The organism is Romboutsia sp., assembly GCF_056995035.1.
Genome location: NZ_JBXKIW010000019.1, coordinates 24,485 through 43,377, shown reverse-complemented (window position 1 = coordinate 43,377; position 18,893 = coordinate 24,485). Strand labels below are relative to the sequence as shown.

General features: G+C 28.9%; 18 protein-coding genes. All 18 read right to left on the bottom strand.

The features are described from left to right. Positions 1-45: 45 nt before the first annotated feature. Entirely contained in the window at positions 46-819 is a 774-nt protein-coding gene (gene sigG / locus AC11VW_RS02505; RefSeq protein WP_484299813.1) for an RNA polymerase sporulation sigma factor SigG, read from the bottom strand. An 87-nt stretch (positions 820-906) separates the two neighbouring features. Next, the gene (gene sigE / locus AC11VW_RS02500) at positions 907-1,629 is read right to left on the bottom strand and encodes an RNA polymerase sporulation sigma factor SigE (protein WP_484299812.1); all 723 of its coding nucleotides are present in this window, start codon (positions 1,627-1,629) and stop codon (positions 907-909) included. Between the two features lie 28 nt (positions 1,630-1,657). Continuing rightward, a complete protein-coding gene (locus tag AC11VW_RS02495) occupies positions 1,658-2,494 on the bottom strand; it encodes a sigma-E processing peptidase SpoIIGA (RefSeq protein ID WP_484299811.1) in 837 nt (278 codons plus the stop codon). Between the two features lie 339 nt (positions 2,495-2,833). Beyond that, on the bottom strand, positions 2,834-3,982 hold the full coding sequence (ftsZ, locus tag AC11VW_RS02490; protein ID WP_484299810.1) for a cell division protein FtsZ: 1,149 nt from the start codon (positions 3,980-3,982) through the stop codon (positions 2,834-2,836). Between the two features lie 106 nt (positions 3,983-4,088). Continuing rightward, entirely contained in the window at positions 4,089-4,442 is a 354-nt protein-coding gene (locus AC11VW_RS02485) for a small basic family protein (RefSeq protein ID WP_484299809.1), read from the bottom strand. 62 nt (positions 4,443-4,504) lie between these two features. Beyond that, positions 4,505-5,197: a DUF881 domain-containing protein gene (locus tag AC11VW_RS02480; protein WP_484299808.1), complete on the bottom strand. Its 693-nt coding sequence runs from the start codon at positions 5,195-5,197 to the stop codon at positions 4,505-4,507. Positions 5,198-5,207: 10 nt separating this feature from the next. Continuing rightward, on the bottom strand, positions 5,208-5,900 hold the full coding sequence (locus AC11VW_RS02475) for a DUF881 domain-containing protein (protein WP_484299807.1): 693 nt from the start codon (positions 5,898-5,900) through the stop codon (positions 5,208-5,210). Positions 5,901-5,905: 5 nt separating this feature from the next. Beyond that, positions 5,906-6,664: a cell division protein FtsQ/DivIB gene (locus AC11VW_RS02470; RefSeq protein ID WP_484299806.1), complete on the bottom strand. Its 759-nt coding sequence runs from the start codon at positions 6,662-6,664 to the stop codon at positions 5,906-5,908. Positions 6,665-6,743: 79 nt separating this feature from the next. Continuing rightward, positions 6,744-8,024: a UDP-N-acetylglucosamine 1-carboxyvinyltransferase gene (murA, locus tag AC11VW_RS02465; RefSeq protein WP_484299805.1), complete on the bottom strand. Its 1,281-nt coding sequence runs from the start codon at positions 8,022-8,024 to the stop codon at positions 6,744-6,746. Between the two features lie 75 nt (positions 8,025-8,099). Further along, positions 8,100-9,338 (bottom strand): undecaprenyldiphospho-muramoylpentapeptide beta-N-acetylglucosaminyltransferase, encoded by a 1,239-nt coding sequence (gene murG, locus AC11VW_RS02460; protein ID WP_484299804.1) that lies wholly within the window; start codon positions 9,336-9,338, stop codon positions 8,100-8,102. A 14-nt stretch (positions 9,339-9,352) separates the two neighbouring features. Continuing rightward, positions 9,353-10,483 (bottom strand): stage V sporulation protein E, encoded by a 1,131-nt coding sequence (spoVE, locus tag AC11VW_RS02455; RefSeq protein ID WP_484299803.1) that lies wholly within the window; start codon positions 10,481-10,483, stop codon positions 9,353-9,355. A 34-nt stretch (positions 10,484-10,517) separates the two neighbouring features. Continuing rightward, positions 10,518-11,876, bottom strand: coding sequence for a UDP-N-acetylmuramoyl-L-alanine--D-glutamate ligase (murD, locus tag AC11VW_RS02450; RefSeq protein WP_484299802.1), 1,359 nt, complete (start codon positions 11,874-11,876; stop codon positions 10,518-10,520). 15 nt (positions 11,877-11,891) lie between these two features. Next, positions 11,892-12,860 (bottom strand): phospho-N-acetylmuramoyl-pentapeptide-transferase, encoded by a 969-nt coding sequence (gene mraY / locus AC11VW_RS02445; RefSeq protein ID WP_484299831.1) that lies wholly within the window; start codon positions 12,858-12,860, stop codon positions 11,892-11,894. Between the two features lie 33 nt (positions 12,861-12,893). Beyond that, the gene (locus AC11VW_RS02440) at positions 12,894-14,270 is read right to left on the bottom strand and encodes a UDP-N-acetylmuramoyl-tripeptide--D-alanyl-D-alanine ligase (RefSeq protein ID WP_484299801.1); all 1,377 of its coding nucleotides are present in this window, start codon (positions 14,268-14,270) and stop codon (positions 12,894-12,896) included. A gap of 174 nt (positions 14,271-14,444) precedes the next feature. Then, complete coding sequence (locus tag AC11VW_RS02435) at positions 14,445-16,424, bottom strand: stage V sporulation protein D (protein WP_484299800.1); 1,980 nt, start codon at positions 16,422-16,424, stop codon at positions 14,445-14,447. Positions 16,425-16,436: 12 nt separating this feature from the next. Next, entirely contained in the window at positions 16,437-16,793 is a 357-nt protein-coding gene (locus tag AC11VW_RS02430) for a hypothetical protein (RefSeq protein ID WP_484299799.1), read from the bottom strand. 339 nt (positions 16,794-17,132) lie between these two features. Beyond that, a complete protein-coding gene (rsmH, locus tag AC11VW_RS02425) occupies positions 17,133-18,068 on the bottom strand; it encodes a 16S rRNA (cytosine(1402)-N(4))-methyltransferase RsmH (protein ID WP_484299798.1) in 936 nt (311 codons plus the stop codon). Positions 18,069-18,115: 47 nt separating this feature from the next. Next, positions 18,116-18,862 (bottom strand): prolipoprotein diacylglyceryl transferase, encoded by a 747-nt coding sequence (lgt, locus tag AC11VW_RS02420; protein WP_484299797.1) that lies wholly within the window; start codon positions 18,860-18,862, stop codon positions 18,116-18,118. Positions 18,863-18,893 lie beyond the last annotated feature (31 nt).

Genomic DNA, 18,893 nt, shown 5'->3' with positions numbered 1-18,893 from the left:
TAAAATCGTTGGTAATATATTACCAACGATTTTTATCATTTCTTTTTATATATATTTTTTCATATTTTTCAATGCATTTTTTTCTATTCTCGATACCTGAGCTTGAGATATGCCTATCTCATCAGCAACTTCTATTTGAGTTCGTCCCTTATAAAACCTTAAGTCTAATACTAATTTTTCTCTACTGTTTAATTTCTTAATAGCTTCTTTTAATGCTATTTCTTGTAACCAATTTTCATCCGTATCTTTTTTATCTTGAACTTGGTCCATTACGAATATAGCATCTCCATTATCTTGATATACTGGATCAAATAATGATATAGGATCTTGTATTGCATCTAGTGCCACAACTACATCTTCTACTGCTAATTCTAGTTCTTTTGCTATTTCTGATACTGTCGGCTCTTTTGCATTAGCTCGTACTAGTCTTTCCCTAACTTGTAACGCTTTATATGCTATGTCTTTTAACGATCTACTAACTCTTATAGGATTATTATCTCTTAAATATCGTCTTATTTCACCTATAATCATAGGGACTGCATAAGTTGAGAATCTTACATTTTGGCTTAAGTCAAAATTATCTATAGCTTTTATTAGTCCTATGCATCCTATTTGGAATAAATCGTCTATGTTTTCCCCTCTGTTATTAAATTTTTGTATTACACTTAAAACTAATCTTAAATTTCCTCTCACAAATTGTTGTCTTGCTTCTTCATCTCCACTTTTTATTTTTAGAAGAAGCTCCATCATTTGGTTGTTTTTAAGAACTGGAAGCTCAGATGTATTTACACCACAGATTTCAACTTTATTAATTTGCATACATTTCAGTCCTCTCTTAAAAGTTTTATCTATATGAAATTATTTACACATCATATATTTTTATACTTTTAAGAAGCAATTATTTATTTATACAAATTTTTTCATTTCTTTTTTTAATCTTGAAATTATTTTTTTTTCTAGTCTTGAGATGTAGGATTGAGATATTCCAAGCATGTTAGCAACTTCTTTTTGAGTTCTCTCTCTGCCCCTACTAGTCAATCCAAATCTTAATTCCATAATTTGCTTTTCTCTATCTGATAATCTATCAAGTGCCATAACTAATAAGTTTTTATCTATTTCTTCTTCAATAATTTTATATATTTCATCATTTTCAGTTCCTAACACATCTGATAATAAAAGTTCATTACCATCTAAGTCAACATTTAAAGGTTCATCAAAAGAAACCTCTATTTTCTTTTTATTATTTTTTCTAAGATACATTAATATCTCGTTTTCTATACATCGTGAAGCATATGTGGCTAATTTTATATTTTTATTAAGCTTAAATGTATTTACGGCTTTGATTAAACCGATTGTCCCTATAGATATTAAGTCCTCTACATCAATACCTGTATTTTCAAATTTCCTAGATATATATACTACTAATCTTAAATTTCGCTCTATTAAAATAGTTTTAACACTTTCATCATTTTCTAGTTTTTGTAATAGCTCACTTTCTTCATCTGATTTTAATGGTGGTGGTAATATATTTACTCCACCCATGTAGTAAATTCCTTTTGGCTTTATTATACCTAATTTAATTAATATAGATATAAATTTATTATATACTTTTGATATTAATGATTTCATTTTTGTCTCCCCCTTTAATTTATTTTATCTATACTTCTGGTAATATACTCGGATTTAATATTGCTCCATATTCTGAATCATTAAAATTAGAAATACCTAATATAATATTACCTATTTTATTTTCGTCTATTTCTATGTAGTCTGCTTTTATACCTAATATAATGCTCCCCTTACTACTTCCTGCATGTTTATATGGAATTAGTCTTATTCTAGATGAAATTTCATCATCTAATAAATTTATAATTTCTTCCGCTTTTATAATATCTATATTTTCATAGTCATAGCTTAAAAGTGACTCTGGCAATACCCCCTTTAATTCACTAGATTTAACTATAACAACATCATTATTACTCATAGGATCTTTTAACAAGTTACCACTATCCAATAGTGCTTTACAACTACACTTATTATCTAGAAAACTTATATTTATAGTTTTTGTAAACTCTTTTAGGTGCTTAAGCATTTTTATATCTTTGTATATGTATTTTAGTAATTCACAACTTATGTATGCACAAACTATTAAAAAAGATATTTTGATGTGACTTATACCTGTAAAATAAATTATAAAATAAGTACTTCCACATATGAAAATGTTTACCAAATAAAAAACAAGGACTATGCTTATATACTCTTTTTTATTTTTATATGTAAATGATACAAGTGTTATAAGAGTCATAATCAATACTTTAAACGGTAACGTAAATAATATATCTAATTGTGGGTAAATATATGCTATGCAATATATAACTCCTAAAAAAGCCCCTATCCATTTTTTTTTAGTGCTATTATATTTTTTTGTTAGAATAGAAGTACAACTTATAATAATATAATTTATTAATAGGTTTTCTATAATGTAATATTCCATATACATTGCATAACCCCCTTTAACCTTTGTGTATATTATAAATTAACACTCACACGGTTTTATGTCATTTTTAATGGTCGAAATGCATTTATTTTACTATAAAAAAACACAAAAAAAGAAAGCATTCTGCTTTCTTTTTATTTTTTTAATTATAGTGTATTTTTATATTCAACCTTTGTAAAGGGCATATTATCACTGTTTCTTATAATATTTATTCATTAATTAAGCTTTTTATTCTTATATTTTTAAATATTATTATTTGAACTAATTTGTAGAAATTATAATATTTAGAAATTATAATTTTTCATAAAAAAAGAAGTCATGTAGACTTCTTTTAATTTATCTTCTTCTTCTTAAAAATGTTGGAATTTCCATATCGTCTTCTTCCATAACATTTACTTTTTTAGGTTCTTCTCTTGTCATTACTATTTCTTCTTTTTCTTCTGCAACACTTGGTGTTGATATTGATGACATGTTTAAAGTAGGTCTTTGTACCACTTTTGGCTTTTCAACTATATCAAAACCCATATCTTTATTATCATCAAATCCTGTAGCTATTACAGTTATCGTTATCTCTTCGCCTAAATCTTCTCTTATAGACGCTCCAAATATAATATTAGCTTCTGGATCACATGATTCATTAACTAAAGTCGATGCTTCATTTATTTCTAATAGTCCTAAGTTAGGTCCACCTGTTATGTTAAGTAAAACACCTTTTGCGCCTCTTATTGATGTTTCAAGAAGTGGCGATTGTATAGCTTGTCTAGCTGCTTCAAGCGCTCTATTCTCTCCTGTAGCGCTACCTAGACCCATATGAGCTAGTCCTTGTTCTTTCATTACAGAAGTAACGTCTGCAAAGTCTAAGTTTATAAGTCCTGGAACTGCTATTAAATCTGATATAGATTGTATCCCTTGCTTTAATACATCATCTGCTATGGAGAATGCATCTAGCATAGATGTATTTTTTTGCACTATTTGTAAAAGTCTATCATTTGGAATAGTTATTAATGTATCAACTTTTGACTTTAATTCAGCTATACCATTTTCTGCATTTTTCATTCTTACTTTACCTTCAAATACGAAAGGTTTTGTGACTACTCCTACAGTAAGTATCCCCATTTCTTTTGCAAGTTGAGCTATAACTGGTGCTGCTCCAGTACCAGTTCCACCACCCATACCAGCTGTTACAAATACCATATCTGACCCTTGAAGTACTTTAATTATTTCATCTTTACTTTCTTCTGCAGCTCTTTTTCCAACTTCAGGATTTGCTCCTGCTCCAAGTCCTCTTGTTAATTTTTCGCCTATTTGAATTTTATATTCAGCTTTTGATGTAAGTAAAGCTTGCTTATCTGTATTAACGGCTATAAATTCAACACCTTGAAGTTGAGCTTCAACCATTCTATTGACAGCATTATTTCCTCCGCCACCTGCGCCTATTACCTTGATTTGAGCAAGACCATCTGTTTCCACGTCAAAGTTTAGCATCTATTAAACCTCCTTATTTTATAATTGTAAGTAAATGTATGTATTAATTATATCATTTAATTCTTAAATTTTGTTAATATTTAAGTAAGTTATTCCACAAAAATATTCATTTTCCTCTTTTTTTATTTCTCATATTTGTAACAATTTGTCTTCTAATTATCGATAAATTGTCAAATAATCTCGACCCAAAGACTAATATAGCGACATAATAAAGTGGTAAACCTAATCTATCTCCTATATACGTCAATATTATAGCCAATACTGCATTACCTATAAATCCAGTCAAAAATATTATATTATCATATTTACCTTCAAATCCTGACTTAACTGCACCAAATATAGAATCCATTGTTGCAAGTATTGCCACCGACATATATAATGAGTAGTCTATAGGATAAGTAAATGGAATGTAGTATCCAACTACTACTCCAAGTGCTAATCCAGCTAATATCCATATCATAAATGCTCACCTTCTTTATTTTACTTTGAAACCCCTATATTTTTCAAGTTTTTTAATACTTTTTATTTAGATTTTTTGTAGGAATTTATTGTTATCTCATGTTTTTCTTCAACTTTTATGTAAATTCCATATCCATCCTTTAATAAAGTTGCATAAGATTGAGGAGAAATTACCGATGCCATTAAGATATCGGTTTCTCCTATAGCCGCTATAATAAAAGGCTGTCCATATGTTGTATCATTTACAGTTATAGTGGCTCCCGAGCATTTTATTTTACTAGAAGGTAATACTCTTTCTCCATTTATGGATAATGCCTCTGCTCCTGCTTTTTTCAAATCATTTATAAGCCTAAGAATATCTATGTCATGAACTATTAATTCATTTGGATTTTGACCATTATTTAGTTCTTTTTCACTATCTTCTATCGTAATCATAATACCATTACCTATTACTTTTGAAAATCCACTTACTTCTTTTAAATGTTCTAATTCACTTTCCATTAAATCTTCAATTGATTTATTTTCATGTTTAATTATATCATCATAGTCTTTTAGTTTATTTTCATAATTTATCTTAGATTCTTTTAACTTTGTTATTTCTTTTTTAGTAATTTCTATTTTATTTTCAATATCTTTTTTCTTTTCTAATGTTATATATACCTTACTAGTATCTAAAGATTTTACATACATTGATATTAAAATACCTAATATAAATGCGCCTAATATAACCATTTTTTGTTTTATTATTTTATGCATATATTACCTCTTATTTATTAGAATCACTTATATCAACTATTTCATTATGTCCATTTATCTTTATTTTTTCTTTCTTTCCTATTTCTATATTTACATTATAATATTTTTCCATTTCCCAAACTATACCATACTTTATTTGTAACGCAGATGCTAAAGTATCTGGATTTCCTATTGCATTTATTAATATTGGTTCAATTATCTTTGTATCATTTATAAATAAAGCATCCTCTTTTAAATGCATATATGTATTTGCTACAATACGTTCTCCATTAACTGATATTGCATTCGCTTGTGCCGAATTTAATTTGTTTATCATGGATAATATTAAATCATAATTATAAATAATACTTTGACTACTTTCTAATTCTACATCTTTATTTTGTTTGATTTTAATTTCTATTCCTTTTCCTTCTACATCTGTGTATCCAGATAATATTTCATATTTTTTTATTTCACTTTCAAGCTTACTATCACCTTGGCCCACTTTATATTCATCTATTTTGTCTTTTATATCATCAATTTCTAATCTAAGCTCCTCTTCTTCTTTATTCAACCCTCTTAATTCTACGGCTAATTGTTCTCCTTCTTTAGAGGTTGTCATTCCATTATTCTCTAGATTTATAGTTTTCAATTGCAAACTTATAAGAATACCTAGTATCGCAGTGCAAATAACTAAGCTTTTATAAGTTATTTTTTTTTGCAACAAAATCACTCCTTGTCTAAAATTTCTTTTGAAGGTCTATATATAGGATTGTTTCCATAAGTGAAATTTATAGTTCCTCCCTTTACATGTTCTCCTTGCAAATCCGATAAAATAGAGCTTACCATCGTAATATTATACTCTGTTTTTTCATCTTTAGGTAATATTATTTCTATATTATCATTTGTATACATTTTTATAGTATCACTTTTTTTAAAATTAATTTCCTTTATCTTTTTATATAAATTATTTTCTTTCATACATTCTAATAAATATAGTAACCTTTTTTTAGTTTCTTCATTCTTAAATTCTATCATATTAGCATCTACTAAATTATATTCAACTTCTACAACAACATGATTTTCACTTTTATCTAACTCCTCAATTTCTTGTATTAAATTACCCTTTTTGTCAATATAACAATACTTTTCTTCTTGTTTAAGAACTGCTACTATTTCTTTTTCTATAATTAATATTTGTAATTTATTAGGAATTTTTCTCTTTATTTTTACATTTTCGATGTAATTATTTTTCATAAGAGATTCTTCCATTTGTTTTATATTATACATAAATATATTCTTATCTTCTTTTATATTTAATATTTTTATTATTTCATTAGTTGAAATTCTTTTATTACCTTCTATTTTTATATTACTACTATTAAATAAATTACTATTTAAGGTTATATATATAAATATTATTATCATTAACATAAAACTTAGTAAAATCATTAATTTACTAGTGTTAATTTTTTTCTTTTTTTTCATACGTGATTCCTCCCTGTTTTCTCCATAAATAATAAATACAACTAAATATAAACTTTTCCTTCAAAAAAAAATAAAAGGCCTAATATCCTTTTATTTTTTCTATACTCTCAACTTTTATTATATCTGCACCTAATTCTCTCAATATATCTTCAATATTTTCGTATCCTCTTTCAACATGATAAATATTAGATATTTCAGTATCTCCTTTTATTGTCAAAGCTGCTAATACCAACGATGCTCCGCCTCTTAAATCTGGAGATTTTACACTTGCATTATGCAATTTATTTACACCTTTTACCATACAAATATTTTCTGTTATATATTTAATATTAGCACCCAGTTTAGTAAGTTCAGCACAGTGCATAAATCTATTTTCAAAAATTGTTTCATAAAATACACTACTTCCATTAGATATCGACATAAGAGCCATCAATTGAGCTTGCATATCTGTGGGAAATCCTGGATGTGGAGAAGTTCTTACTAAATCTATAGCTTGTATAATCTTTGGTGGCTTAAGTTTAAGACCTTCTTTTGTATACTCGATTTCGCATCCTGATGCCCTTAATTTGTCGTTTATAGGCTCCATATGTGGTATTACTATCTTATCTACTTCCAAGCACCCTCCAGTCATAGCAGAAGCTACCATATAGGTTCCTATAGCTATTCTATCAGGTATTACATTGTGTTCTACTTCATGTAATGAATCTACTCCTTCAATTTCTACATAATTAGTTCCTGCTCCTTTTACCTTTGCCCCCATAGCATTTAAAAATGTTTGCAAATCTTCTATTTCTGGTTCTCTTGCGGCATTATATATTTTTGTTGTCCCCTTAGCCTTAACTGCCGCTAATATTGTATTTTCAGTTGCACCTACACTAGGAAATTCAAGGTTTATAGTACTTCCTACTAGCTTATCTTTGAAACATCTTATCAATCCATTTTCTTCTTCAATTCTTATACCTAATTCTTTTAACGCTTTAAGATGCAAATCTATCGGTCTTGAACCTATTGCACATCCTCCTGGATGACTTATTTTCGTGTAATCTAGTCTTCCTATCATGGCTCCCATTATAATTATTGAGGACCTCATTTTGGTAACATATTCTTCAGCTATTTCCATGCAATTTATATTTGAGCTATCTACGATTAATGTTCCATTACCGTAGTTTACCTTACATCCAATACTTTCTAAGATTTTTATCATAACGTATACATCAGATATATCTGGTACATTATGGATTGTGCTGATATTTTCATTAAGTATAGTTGCTGCCATTATAGGTAGTATAGAGTTTTTAGCTCCTTTTATTGATAACCTACCTTCTATTTTGTTTCCTCCCCTAATTATATACTTAGACAAAGTTAACCCCCCTAGCGTTGTATATTAAATCATAATGCCTATAATTTAAATATTATGTACTAGAGGGGTTATATGTTACTTTTTCTTTATTCCTATTATTTTAGGTTGATTTTCTTGTTCAACATTATTTTCTGTATTTTTTACTTCTTCACTATTTTTATAATTTTTAACTTTTTTATTTTGTTTATTTGATGAAGTTTTTTGTTTGTTATTGGCATTATATATTTTCATTATTTCTGAATATATAAGCTCTATAGCTTCTGGCTTTCCTATACTTTTACTTGCGTTAGCCATGTCTATTAGATTTTCTTTATCTCCTAAAAGTTTAAATACTAGTTCATTTAACTTTTGTGGCGTTAAATCTTTTTCTAACATTGCTACACCTGCACCTTGATTTTCAATACTTTTAGCATTATACTCTTGGTGATTTTCAGCAGTATAGGCTTTAGGGATTATTATAGATGGTTTTCCAAGTGCTGTTATCTCGGCTAAAGATATTGCACCTGCACTACCAATTACTAAATCACTTGCAGCTAGTGCATTAGCCATATCCTCTAAATATGGAACAACCTTTTGATATGGTTTCAAAGTTATATGTGATATACTCTTTGAAAATTCTTCATAGTAGTATTTACCAGTCGCAAATATAAATGCCACATCATCTTTTACCATGTTTTCTATAACTAATTCCATAGCATTATTTATATCTTCTGATCCTCCACTACCTCCGTAGCAAAGTACCATCTTTTTATCTTCTGTTATACCTAAATTTCTTCTAGCAGAAATTTTTCTAGCAGTTAATATTTCTTTTCTTACTGGATTTCCTGTAAGAACTAATTTTTCTCTAGTTCCTTCTGGGAATCTTTGATGTGAATCTTCAAAACTTGTTAAAACTGCACTTACCATTTTAGCTAGTATCTTATTTGTAACTCCTGGGAAAGAGTTTTGTTCATGTATAACTGTTGGTACTTTATTCATAGATGCATTAAATAATACAGGACCACTTACATAACCTCCTGTACCTATTACTACATCTGGCTTGAATTTTTTAACTACTTTTCTAGATTCTTCTAATCCTTTAAATAATTTAAAAACTCTTTTTACATTATCAAAATCTATTTTTCTTTTAAATCCTTGTACTGTAACAGTTTTTAATTCATATCCATACTTGGGAACTATTTCTGATTCTATTCCTTTTGCAGTACCAACGAATACTATTTCAGCATCTGGATGTTCTTCTTTTATTCTATTTGCAATGGCTATAGCTGGATATACATGACCTCCAGTTCCACCGCCTGATAATAAAACTTTCATTGAGTTGTCTCCTGTTAATTAATTTTGACATGTTTTGAGATATTTAATACTATTCCTACTGCCCCCATAAATATTACGAGGGAGGTTCCTCCATAACTTATAAATGGTAGTGCTACCCCTGTAACTGGCATTGATGAAGTTGCTACTGCCATGTTTAAAGCTGCTTGGATTCCTATCTGAGCTCCTATACCTATAACAACCATACAAGCAAATATGTTGGAGCACTTTAAAGCTATTCTTATACATCTATATACTAATATAACGAATAACATTATCACTACTATACAACCTATAAGACCTAATTCTTCACCTATTATAGCAAATATAAAGTCATTTTGTGGTTCTGGTATATAAAACCATTTTTGTTGACTTTTGCCTAAACCCATTCCAAACAATCCACCAGATCCAAGTGCATAAAGTCCTTGTATAACTTGATACCCAGCTCCCAATGGATCTTCAAATGGATCTAAAAATGATAATATACGCTTTAGTCTATATGCTGATGTTAATGCTAATGCTAGGAATAATACAACTCCACTCCCAAACATAGCTATTACAAATTTCATATCCATTCCTGCTACAAATATCATAACAAAAGTTACTAGTATTATAGTACCCGCTGTTGACATATTAGGTTGAAGCATTATAAGCACAAAGAATATTCCTGGAACAATTATTAGTGGTAAAATACCTTTTGTCAAAGATTTTATATCGTCATATTTTTTTTCTATTAGCTTAGCTGTAATGATTATAGTAGCAAATTTTGCTATCTCTGCTGGTTGTATAGTAAGGAATCCTACTCCAATCCATCTTCTAGCTCCATTTAACTTTATTCCTAATGGTGTTAAAACTAATATTAATAATATCACCGTCATAATACCTATAGACTTAGCATTTTTCTTCCAAAATGTATAATCTATATTAGACATTACCATCATACTAATAAATCCTAATATTGCATAGATTACATTTCTTTTTAGAAAAAAATACGTATCATGATGCTTAAACGAAGATTGAACAAAACTTGCGCTAAACACCATGATTATTCCTATAAACACTAAAAGCATAGTCGTATAAAATACTACACTATCAAACTCAGTCTTCATTCCCTTGTCAATTTGTTTTTTCAAGACTTCCTTATGCATTTGATAGACTTACCTCCATTCCCGAGATAAGAGGTTATTTTAAATTGTGTACGTTATCTTTGAAGTCATTACCCCTTACTTCAAAACTTTTATACATATCCCAACTTGCACAAGCTGGTGAAAGAAGTACAACATCTTCTTTATCTGCTATTTCATAAGAAGTATTAACAGCTTCTTTCATGTTGTTTACTTTATATATTCTTTCAAATCCTTTTTCTTTTGCAATACTTTCTATCTTAGGAGCAGTTTCTCCTAAAAGTACTAATGCCTTAACATTCTCTTTTGCAACTTCTAAAAGCTCATTAAAATCACTTTGTTTATCAATTCCACCTGCTATCAGTATTATAGGCCTTTTGTAAGACTGAATAGCTTTTATAGTTGAATCTGGATTAGTTCCTTTAGAGTCATTAACAAACATTATTCCATTTAGATTTTTTACAAATTCTTGTCTATGTTCTACTGCTGCAAAAGCTTTTAATACACCTTTTATAACTTCTATATCTACATTAGATACATATGATATACCTATTGCTGCCATGCAGTTTTCTAAGTTATGATTTCCTGGTAAACTTAGTTCTTCCTTATTTAAAAGCACTATTTTATCATTTATATCTATAACTATATTATTATCTGTATCTAAATATATTCCTTCTTCTAATTGTTTTTTTCTAGAAAAGAATATTTTCTTCGCTTTTACTTTATCTGCTAGCTCTCTTACTTTTTCATCATCATAGTTTAATATACAAAAATCTTCACTGTTTTGATTCATAAGTATTCTAGCCTTAGCGTCTATATAATTTTGCATAGTATGGTGTCTATTTAAATGATCTTCTGTAAAATTTAATATAGCACTTACTTTGGGTTTGAATGTATCTATGCTTTCTAATTGGAAACTACTTAATTCAGTTACTAATACTGATTTTTCATTTGCAATGCCTACAGTATCTATAACAGGGTTTCCTATGTTTCCTACTATGTACGTATCTACATTAGCTTTTTTAAATATTTCTCCTACTAAACTTGTTGTTGTTGTTTTCCCATTTGTACCTGTTATCCCTATAAACATAGGCTTATTAGATAATCTATACGCTAGTTCAACTTCACCTATAATTTCTATATCTTTTGATTTTAGCTTTAATATAAAAGGTAAATCTAGAGGTACGCCTGGTGATACAACAGCCATATCTATATCATCAACATTTTCCGGATGATATCCTAATATATATTCTACATTACTTAAATCATCTAATTCTTTAAGTATTTCGCTTAATGTCTCTTTATTTTTTATATCATTAACTATTATATTTGCACCTAGTTTATCTAAATGCTTAATTGTAGATACCCCAGTCTTTGCGAGACCTACTAATAGAATTTTTTTGTCTTTTAGGTTCATTTTTATACCCCCCATTTAGAATATTGCTATTATACCTATCCATGCTAATACTACAGTAGTTATCCAAAATACAAATACTACTCTAGTTTCAGGCCATCCACATTGTTCAAAATGATGATGAATTGGAGCCATTTTAAATATTCTTCTTCCTCTTAATTTAAAAGATCCGACTTGAAGTATTACGGACACAGCTTCTGCAAAATATATCCCTCCAACTAGTGGTATTAATAAAATAGAGTTTGTTAAAATAGAAAATGCAACAACCGCTCCACCTAAAGCCATCGAACCTGTGTCACCCATAAATATTTTTGCCGGATATGAGTTAAACCCTAAAAATCCTAAACATGCTCCGACGGTTGCTGCTGCTAATACTGCAATATCAGTATTTACAGTTACTGATGATGCAAGTAACATAAAGAATGTAGCAACGATTAAAGTTACTCCTGATGCTAATCCATCTAATCCATCAGTTAAATTTACTGCATTAACAATACCTACTATTACAAATGTCATCATCGGTACATATAATATACCTAAGTTTATAACTGCATCTGTAAATGGTATTATAAGTTGTGTCGCACTAGGTGATTTTGTATACTGATAATATGCTATATATAAAGCTAGAGCAAATTGAAGTACTATCTTTTGCCATGCCTTTAATCCTAAAGATCTTCTTTTCTTTATGATGATGAAATCATCTATAAATCCTACAAGACCAAATCCTACTATAGATATTAAACCTATTACCATATCTGATCCTACATTACTTCTAGTAAGACCTGTTATAAGTATTGCTACTATCATTAGTATTCCGCCCATAGTTGGTGTTCCATTTTTGGCTAAATGTGTTTTTGGTCCATCGTCTCTAACCGTCTGTCCAAATTTAAATTTAGTTAACATAGGTATAAATATTGGGCCTAATATAACTACTATTAGAAATGAAATCAATGCTGTGTAAGTAAGTTCTGTTATTCCTAACATAATATATCTCCTCTCCCTTGTTGGCTCTCTTCTGCTTTATTGCTTATTAAGATGTTCTACTATTTTTTCTAATTTCATACCTCTCGATGCTTTAAGTAATACTATATCATTATCTTTTAATAAATTATCTATTTTATTAATAGCATCTTCTTTTGTTTCAAAATGATGTATGTTTTCTTCGCTAAATCCTAGATTTATAGCTTCTTTTCCTATAAATTTTGAATCATTGCCTATAGTTATTAATAAATCAGCATTATTTATAACTGATTTTCCAACTAATCTATGTCCATACTCTGCATGTTCACCCATTTCAAACATATCTCCAAGTATTGCTACTCTTCTATTTCTATATCTGCCTAGAACTTTTAAAGCAGCTTCCATCGAATCTGGACTTGCATTATATGCATCATTTATTATTGTTAGTTTATCATTTTTAACTATATCTAATCTCATTTTTGTTGCTTTATAATCTTTTAAACCTTTTTTTATTTCTTCTAAAGAAATTCCTAAACTCATACCTACTATTATGGCTGACATAGCATTATATATATTATGCTCACCTACTGTTGGTATAAATATTTCTTCTTCTTTACCATCTATAATGCATATAAATGTTAAATTTTCTTCATTAATTTTATAACTTTCACAATAAATGTCATTCTCTTTGTTAAATCCAAATGTTTTTAAATTATATTCATGTGATTTATCTTTTAGGGTTGCTAAGAATTTATCATCTCCATTTACTACTAATATATTATTAGAGTTAAAATTCGTAGTTATCTCCATTTTAGCTTTTAATATTCCTTCTTGTGACCCTAATTTTTCTATATGAGATAATCCTATATTAGATATAACACCTATTTGAGGATTTACTATATTAGCTAAATACTCTATTTCTTTAAATCCAGACATCCCCATTTCAATTACAGCACACTCATGAGATTCATCTAAGTTAAATAGTGTTAATGGTACACCAAAATGATTATTTAGGTTTCCTTCATTTTTTAATGTATTAAACTTTGATGATACAGCTGCATACACCATATCTCTAGTAGTTGTTTTTCCTACACTACCTGTTATTCCTATATATGGTATATCGAATTTTTCTTTATAGTATCTGGCAATATCTCCCATAGCTTTTTCTGTATCTTTAACTTCTATTAAATTTATGTCCGAACTATCTAATTTTATGCCATTTCTTTCATGTTTTATAAAAGTTCTACATCCATTTTTATACGCAGATTCCATAAATTTATGTCCGTCTAAATTTTCTCCAATTATTGCTACAAATACACTTTTTTCATTTGCACATCTACTATCTATAACAACGTCATCTATACGGTCATTTTCATTCCCAATTACTAATGTCCCTTTCGTTGCAAGTACTAACTCAGATATTGTTAGATTCTTCATATTCAATCCTCCTTTAAGCCTTTACTCTATTATTTAGCTAAATTTCTTAATAAAAGGCAATGTATACCCATATATACATTGCCCACCACTAATCTTAACTTTATAATTATATACTATATTTTTGTTTTTTTGAAGGTATTTCTAACTATATGTTAATAATCTATTATTTTTTATTTATTTAAAGTATAGCATTATACTAGAGTTTTCAGATACTTTAATGCCTGGTTTAGGGAACATATCTATAACTTTAGTTTCTTTAGGTATCTCTATATCTGTATCTAAATTCGGGCTTAGCTTAGCTTCTTCTAATACCTTTACAGCTTCTCCTATTGTTAAGTTTCTCACATCTGGAACTTCCACTTGATTCTTTTCAAATTCTTCTTTTTCTTCTTTACTATATTTTGGTTCCACTCCTAAATATTTTAAAGAATCATTCATTATTTGTTTAACTATAGGGCCTGCTGTAGTACTACCAAAAGCACTTACTCCTGTTGGTTCATCTACTATAGCAAGAACTACTATTTGAGGATCGTCACATGGAGCTATTCCCATAAATGAACATATGTATTTCCCTTGAGCATATTTTCCATCTATAACTTTTTGCGCAGTTCCTGTCTTTCCACCTATTCTATATCCTGGTATATATGCTGCTTTTCCTGAACCTTCACTAACAACAGATTCTACTATTTCCATCATTTTTTCAGATGTTTCTTGTGATATTACTTGTCTTTCCATCTTAGGATTAATTTCTTCTACTATATTTCCTTTATTATCTGTATATGCTTTTACAAGCCTTGGTTCCATAAGATTTCCATCATTTGCTATTGATGATATTGCTGTTATAAGTTGAATTGGTGTTACTGATATCGATTGACCAAAAGATATTGTAGCAAGTTCTACTGGGCCTACATTTTTTTCATTATATAAAATACCCTTTGCTTCTCCAGGTAAGTCTATACCTGTTTTATCCATAAAGCCAAATGCTTCTAAGTAATCATACATCTTTGAAACTCCAAGTCTACCTCCTACCTCTACAAACACTGGGTTACATGAATTTTGTACCCCTTGTTTAAATGTTTGTGCTCCATGGGGTCTATAATGTCTCCAACATTTTATTTTTCTTCCTCCGATAGTTACACTTCCTGTACAAGTAAATTTCTCATTTTCTTTAATTACATTTTCCTCTAATCCTGCTGAAGATGTAATTAACTTGAAAGTTGATCCTGGTTCATATGTATCACTTACTGCAGGATTTCTCCACATTTGATAATATCCTTTTAATTTATCTTTTTCTTCGTATTTATCTAATTCTTCTTGATAATATGGGTATATAGGTGTTCTTGGATCATTAGGATCATAATCTGGCTTTGATGCTAATGATAATATATCCCCCGTCTTTGGATCCATCGCCACCACTGTAACTCTCTTTGCATTATTAAGTTCATATGCTTTTTGTACTGCCTTTTCTGTATAATGCTGTATTACCTCATCTATTGTAAGTACTAATCCATCACCTTGAGTAGGTTCATAATATTTTTCCATCCCTCTTGGTATTTCTCTTCCTGATGCATCTGTACTAACTATTAATTTCCCAGATTTTCCTTTTAAATGTTTATCATACTTCATTTCTATACCAGCTATACCTTGAGAATCTGCCGATGTATGTCCTAATACATAAGGTGCAAAATTTCCATATGGATAGTATCTTTGATTATCTTCTGCTACCCAAATTCCTGAAACTTTAGCTTCCCTTATTTTAGTTGCTTTATCATCGTCTATCCATCTTTCAATTTTAACTAATGCCATATTTTTTTTATTTACTAACTTATAAACATCGTCATACTCTTTATCTAGTATTTCAGAAACTTTTTTTGCTGAATCTTCCTTATCCTTAACTTCTACCGGTTTACACCATACTGTATATTTAGTAACACTTACTGCAAGCTCTTTCATATTCTTATCATATATAGTTCCTCTTTTAGGCTCTATAGGAATTTCTCTTGTTTGTTGGTCTGTAGCTTTAGTACTTAACCAATCTCCCTTTACTAACTGAATATATCCCGTTCTAACTGTAAGACCTAAAAATAGAGCGCATGCTAGTATAAGAACAAGTACTAGTCTCTTTTTACTTATTCTTTTTATCTTTTTATTCAAGTGTTTTCCCCCTTACTTTTCAGCCTCTATATATCTTATTTGGCTGTCTTTAAGATAGTCCATATTAAGTTCTTCTTTAGCCTTTTTTTCTATTTCCTGTATTGATGTACTTGTATCAACCTTAGCTTTTTGTTCTTCTAGTATGATTTCTTCTTTTCGTAGCTCTTTTTTTAAATAATGGATGTCATATTTAAGTTCAGATACAACTGTATAACCACATATACTACCTATCACTATTCCTAAAGTACTGATTGATATAAGAAATATACATAATCTTTTTTTTAATTTTACTGGCCTTTTACTTTTATGTTTATTCTTTTTTTTCCTTTTATATTCATTCATGTCCTTAATTTTATTATTTTTTTTCATAAATTCCACCCTTGCAATTTATTAAATCTATTATTATATATTTGTTATTTAACCTTCTCTTCCCTTTAAGTAGTTAAACCAAAATTAATACACTAAACACCATTTTTTTAAGAATAAACTTAAAATACTAAAAAATAACATCTTTTTATATTCATAAAAGATGCTATTTTTCAGTATTTTATTATATGATTTATTGTATATATACTTACATATTTTTATTATTCTAACTTAGTTAAAATATTTTAGATTAAGATTTTAGATAGCTATTCTTTTAATTTAATACAATACAAAGAAGGAGGAAATTTAATTTCCTCCTTCTTTGTATCTATGTCTTTATATCTATTTTTTTTCTGCTACTCTTAACTTTGCACTTCTTGATCTTGGATTTACTTCTATTTCTTCATCAGTTGGTAATATAGGTTTTCTTGTTATAACTTTTACAAGAGATTCTTTATCACACTGACATATAGGTAAATTAGATGGGCATACACAATCTAGAGCTAAATCTCTAAATGCATTTTTTACAATTCTATCTTCTAGTGAATGGAATGTTATTATACAAACTCTTCCACCTTCATTCATTATAGAAACTGCATCATCTATCATATTAGTTATTACACCAAGTTCATTGTTTACTTCTATTCTTATAGCTTGGAATGTTCTCTTAGCTGGATGTGGGCCATCCATTCTAGCTTTCTTAGGAACAGCCTTCTTAATTATTTCTACAAGTTCTCCAGTAGTCTCTATTGGCTTTTCAGCTCTTAGTTCTACGATAAACTTAGCTATACGTTTAGCCCAATTATCTTCACCATAATCTTTTATTATTTTTGCAAGTTCCTCTTCACTATAAGTGTTTACCACATCATATGCAGAAAATTCACATCTTACATCCATTCTCATATCAAGTGGTGCATCTTGCATATATGAAAATCCTCTATCCGCTTCATCTAATTGATGAGATGAAACTCCTAAATCTGCAAGTACTCCATCTATTTTATGGATGCCTATTTTAGCTAACTCTTCTTTTATATTTTCAAAATTACTGTGAACAAATTTAACTCTATCACTATATTCACTTAATCTTTCTGTAGCAGTATCTATAGCATTTTGATCTTGATCAAATCCTATAAATAACCCTTTATCTGATAGTTTCTTTACTATCTCCTTAGAGTGTCCTGCACCACCCATTGTACAGTCTACATATACACCATCTGGCTTTATGTTTAAATTATCTATGCACTCATTTAAGAGTACGGACACGTGATGAAATTCCATTTTGTATTTTCTCCTTAATTGCTTACTTTTTATGTTATGCTAATTTTTTATTGTTCTATTGTACTTTGTTTATTTCTCTTTGACAAATATATATGAACGATTATACCACCAATTACACCTACTAAACTTATAACTTGAGCCATTCTAAGTGGTCCTATCATAAGACTATCTGTTCTAAGTCCTTCTATAAAGAACCTTCCTAGAGAGTACAGTGTTACATAGTATACTATAATTTGCCCTTCATATTGCTTTTTCTTTCTAAATATCCATAAGAATATAAATATTCCTAAGTTCCATATTGATTCATATAAAAATGTTGGATGAACTTTAATTCCATCAACTACTATAGCCCATGGTAAATTTGTTGGACCTCCGTGAGCTTCTCCATTTATATAATTTCCCCATCTACCTATCGCTTGTGCAAGTGGCATACCTATTATAACAACATCTGCCATTTTTAAGAAATCTATTTTCTTTATTCTAGTGAAAATATATCCTGTAAGTATTCCTCCAATAAGAGCACCATGGATTGCCATTCCTCCACCTCTGAAATTTAAAATTTGAGAAGTATTTTGAGAATAATATTCCCAATTAAATATTACATAATACAATCTCGCACCTAATAATCCTATAGGTATAGCAATTATTGCTAAATCTAATACATCATCTTCTTTTAGGCCAACTCTCTTAGCTTCTTTTATTGCTATTAACGTTCCTAAAATCATACCCGTTGCCATAAGAATACCATACCACATAACATCTATTCCAAATATGCTAAATGCTACTCTATCCATATTATCACCTCTTATTTTTAATATTTTTCAA

Excerpts from the sequence above, each read along its gene's own strand:
- sigG (WP_484299813.1), bottom strand. The coding sequence starts at position 819 with ATGCAAATTAATAAAGTTGAAATCTGTGGTGTAAATACATCTGAGCTT.
- sigE (WP_484299812.1), bottom strand. The coding sequence starts at position 1,629 with ATGAAATCATTAATATCAAAAGTATATAATAAATTTATATCTATATTA.
- AC11VW_RS02495 (WP_484299811.1), bottom strand. The coding sequence starts at position 2,494 with ATGGAATATTACATTATAGAAAACCTATTAATAAATTATATTATTATA.
- ftsZ (WP_484299810.1), bottom strand. The coding sequence starts at position 3,982 with ATGCTAAACTTTGACGTGGAAACAGATGGTCTTGCTCAAATCAAGGTA.
- AC11VW_RS02485 (WP_484299809.1), bottom strand. The coding sequence starts at position 4,442 with ATGATATGGATATTAGCTGGATTAGCACTTGGAGTAGTAGTTGGATAC.
- AC11VW_RS02480 (WP_484299808.1), bottom strand. The coding sequence starts at position 5,197 with ATGCATAAAATAATAAAACAAAAAATGGTTATATTAGGCGCATTTATA.
- AC11VW_RS02470 (WP_484299806.1), bottom strand. The coding sequence starts at position 6,664 with ATGAAAAAAAAGAAAAAAATTAACACTAGTAAATTAATGATTTTACTA.
- murG (WP_484299804.1), bottom strand. The coding sequence starts at position 9,338 with ATGAAAGTTTTATTATCAGGCGGTGGAACTGGAGGTCATGTATATCCA.
- spoVE (WP_484299803.1), bottom strand. The coding sequence starts at position 10,483 with ATGCATAAGGAAGTCTTGAAAAAACAAATTGACAAGGGAATGAAGACT.
- murD (WP_484299802.1), bottom strand. The coding sequence starts at position 11,876 with ATGAACCTAAAAGACAAAAAAATTCTATTAGTAGGTCTCGCAAAGACT.
- AC11VW_RS02440 (WP_484299801.1), bottom strand. The coding sequence starts at position 14,270 with ATGAAGAATCTAACAATATCTGAGTTAGTACTTGCAACGAAAGGGACA.
- AC11VW_RS02430 (WP_484299799.1), bottom strand. The coding sequence starts at position 16,793 with ATGAAAAAAAATAATAAAATTAAGGACATGAATGAATATAAAAGGAAA.
- rsmH (WP_484299798.1), bottom strand. The coding sequence starts at position 18,068 with ATGGAATTTCATCACGTGTCCGTACTCTTAAATGAGTGCATAGATAAT.
- lgt (WP_484299797.1), bottom strand. The coding sequence starts at position 18,862 with ATGGATAGAGTAGCATTTAGCATATTTGGAATAGATGTTATGTGGTAT.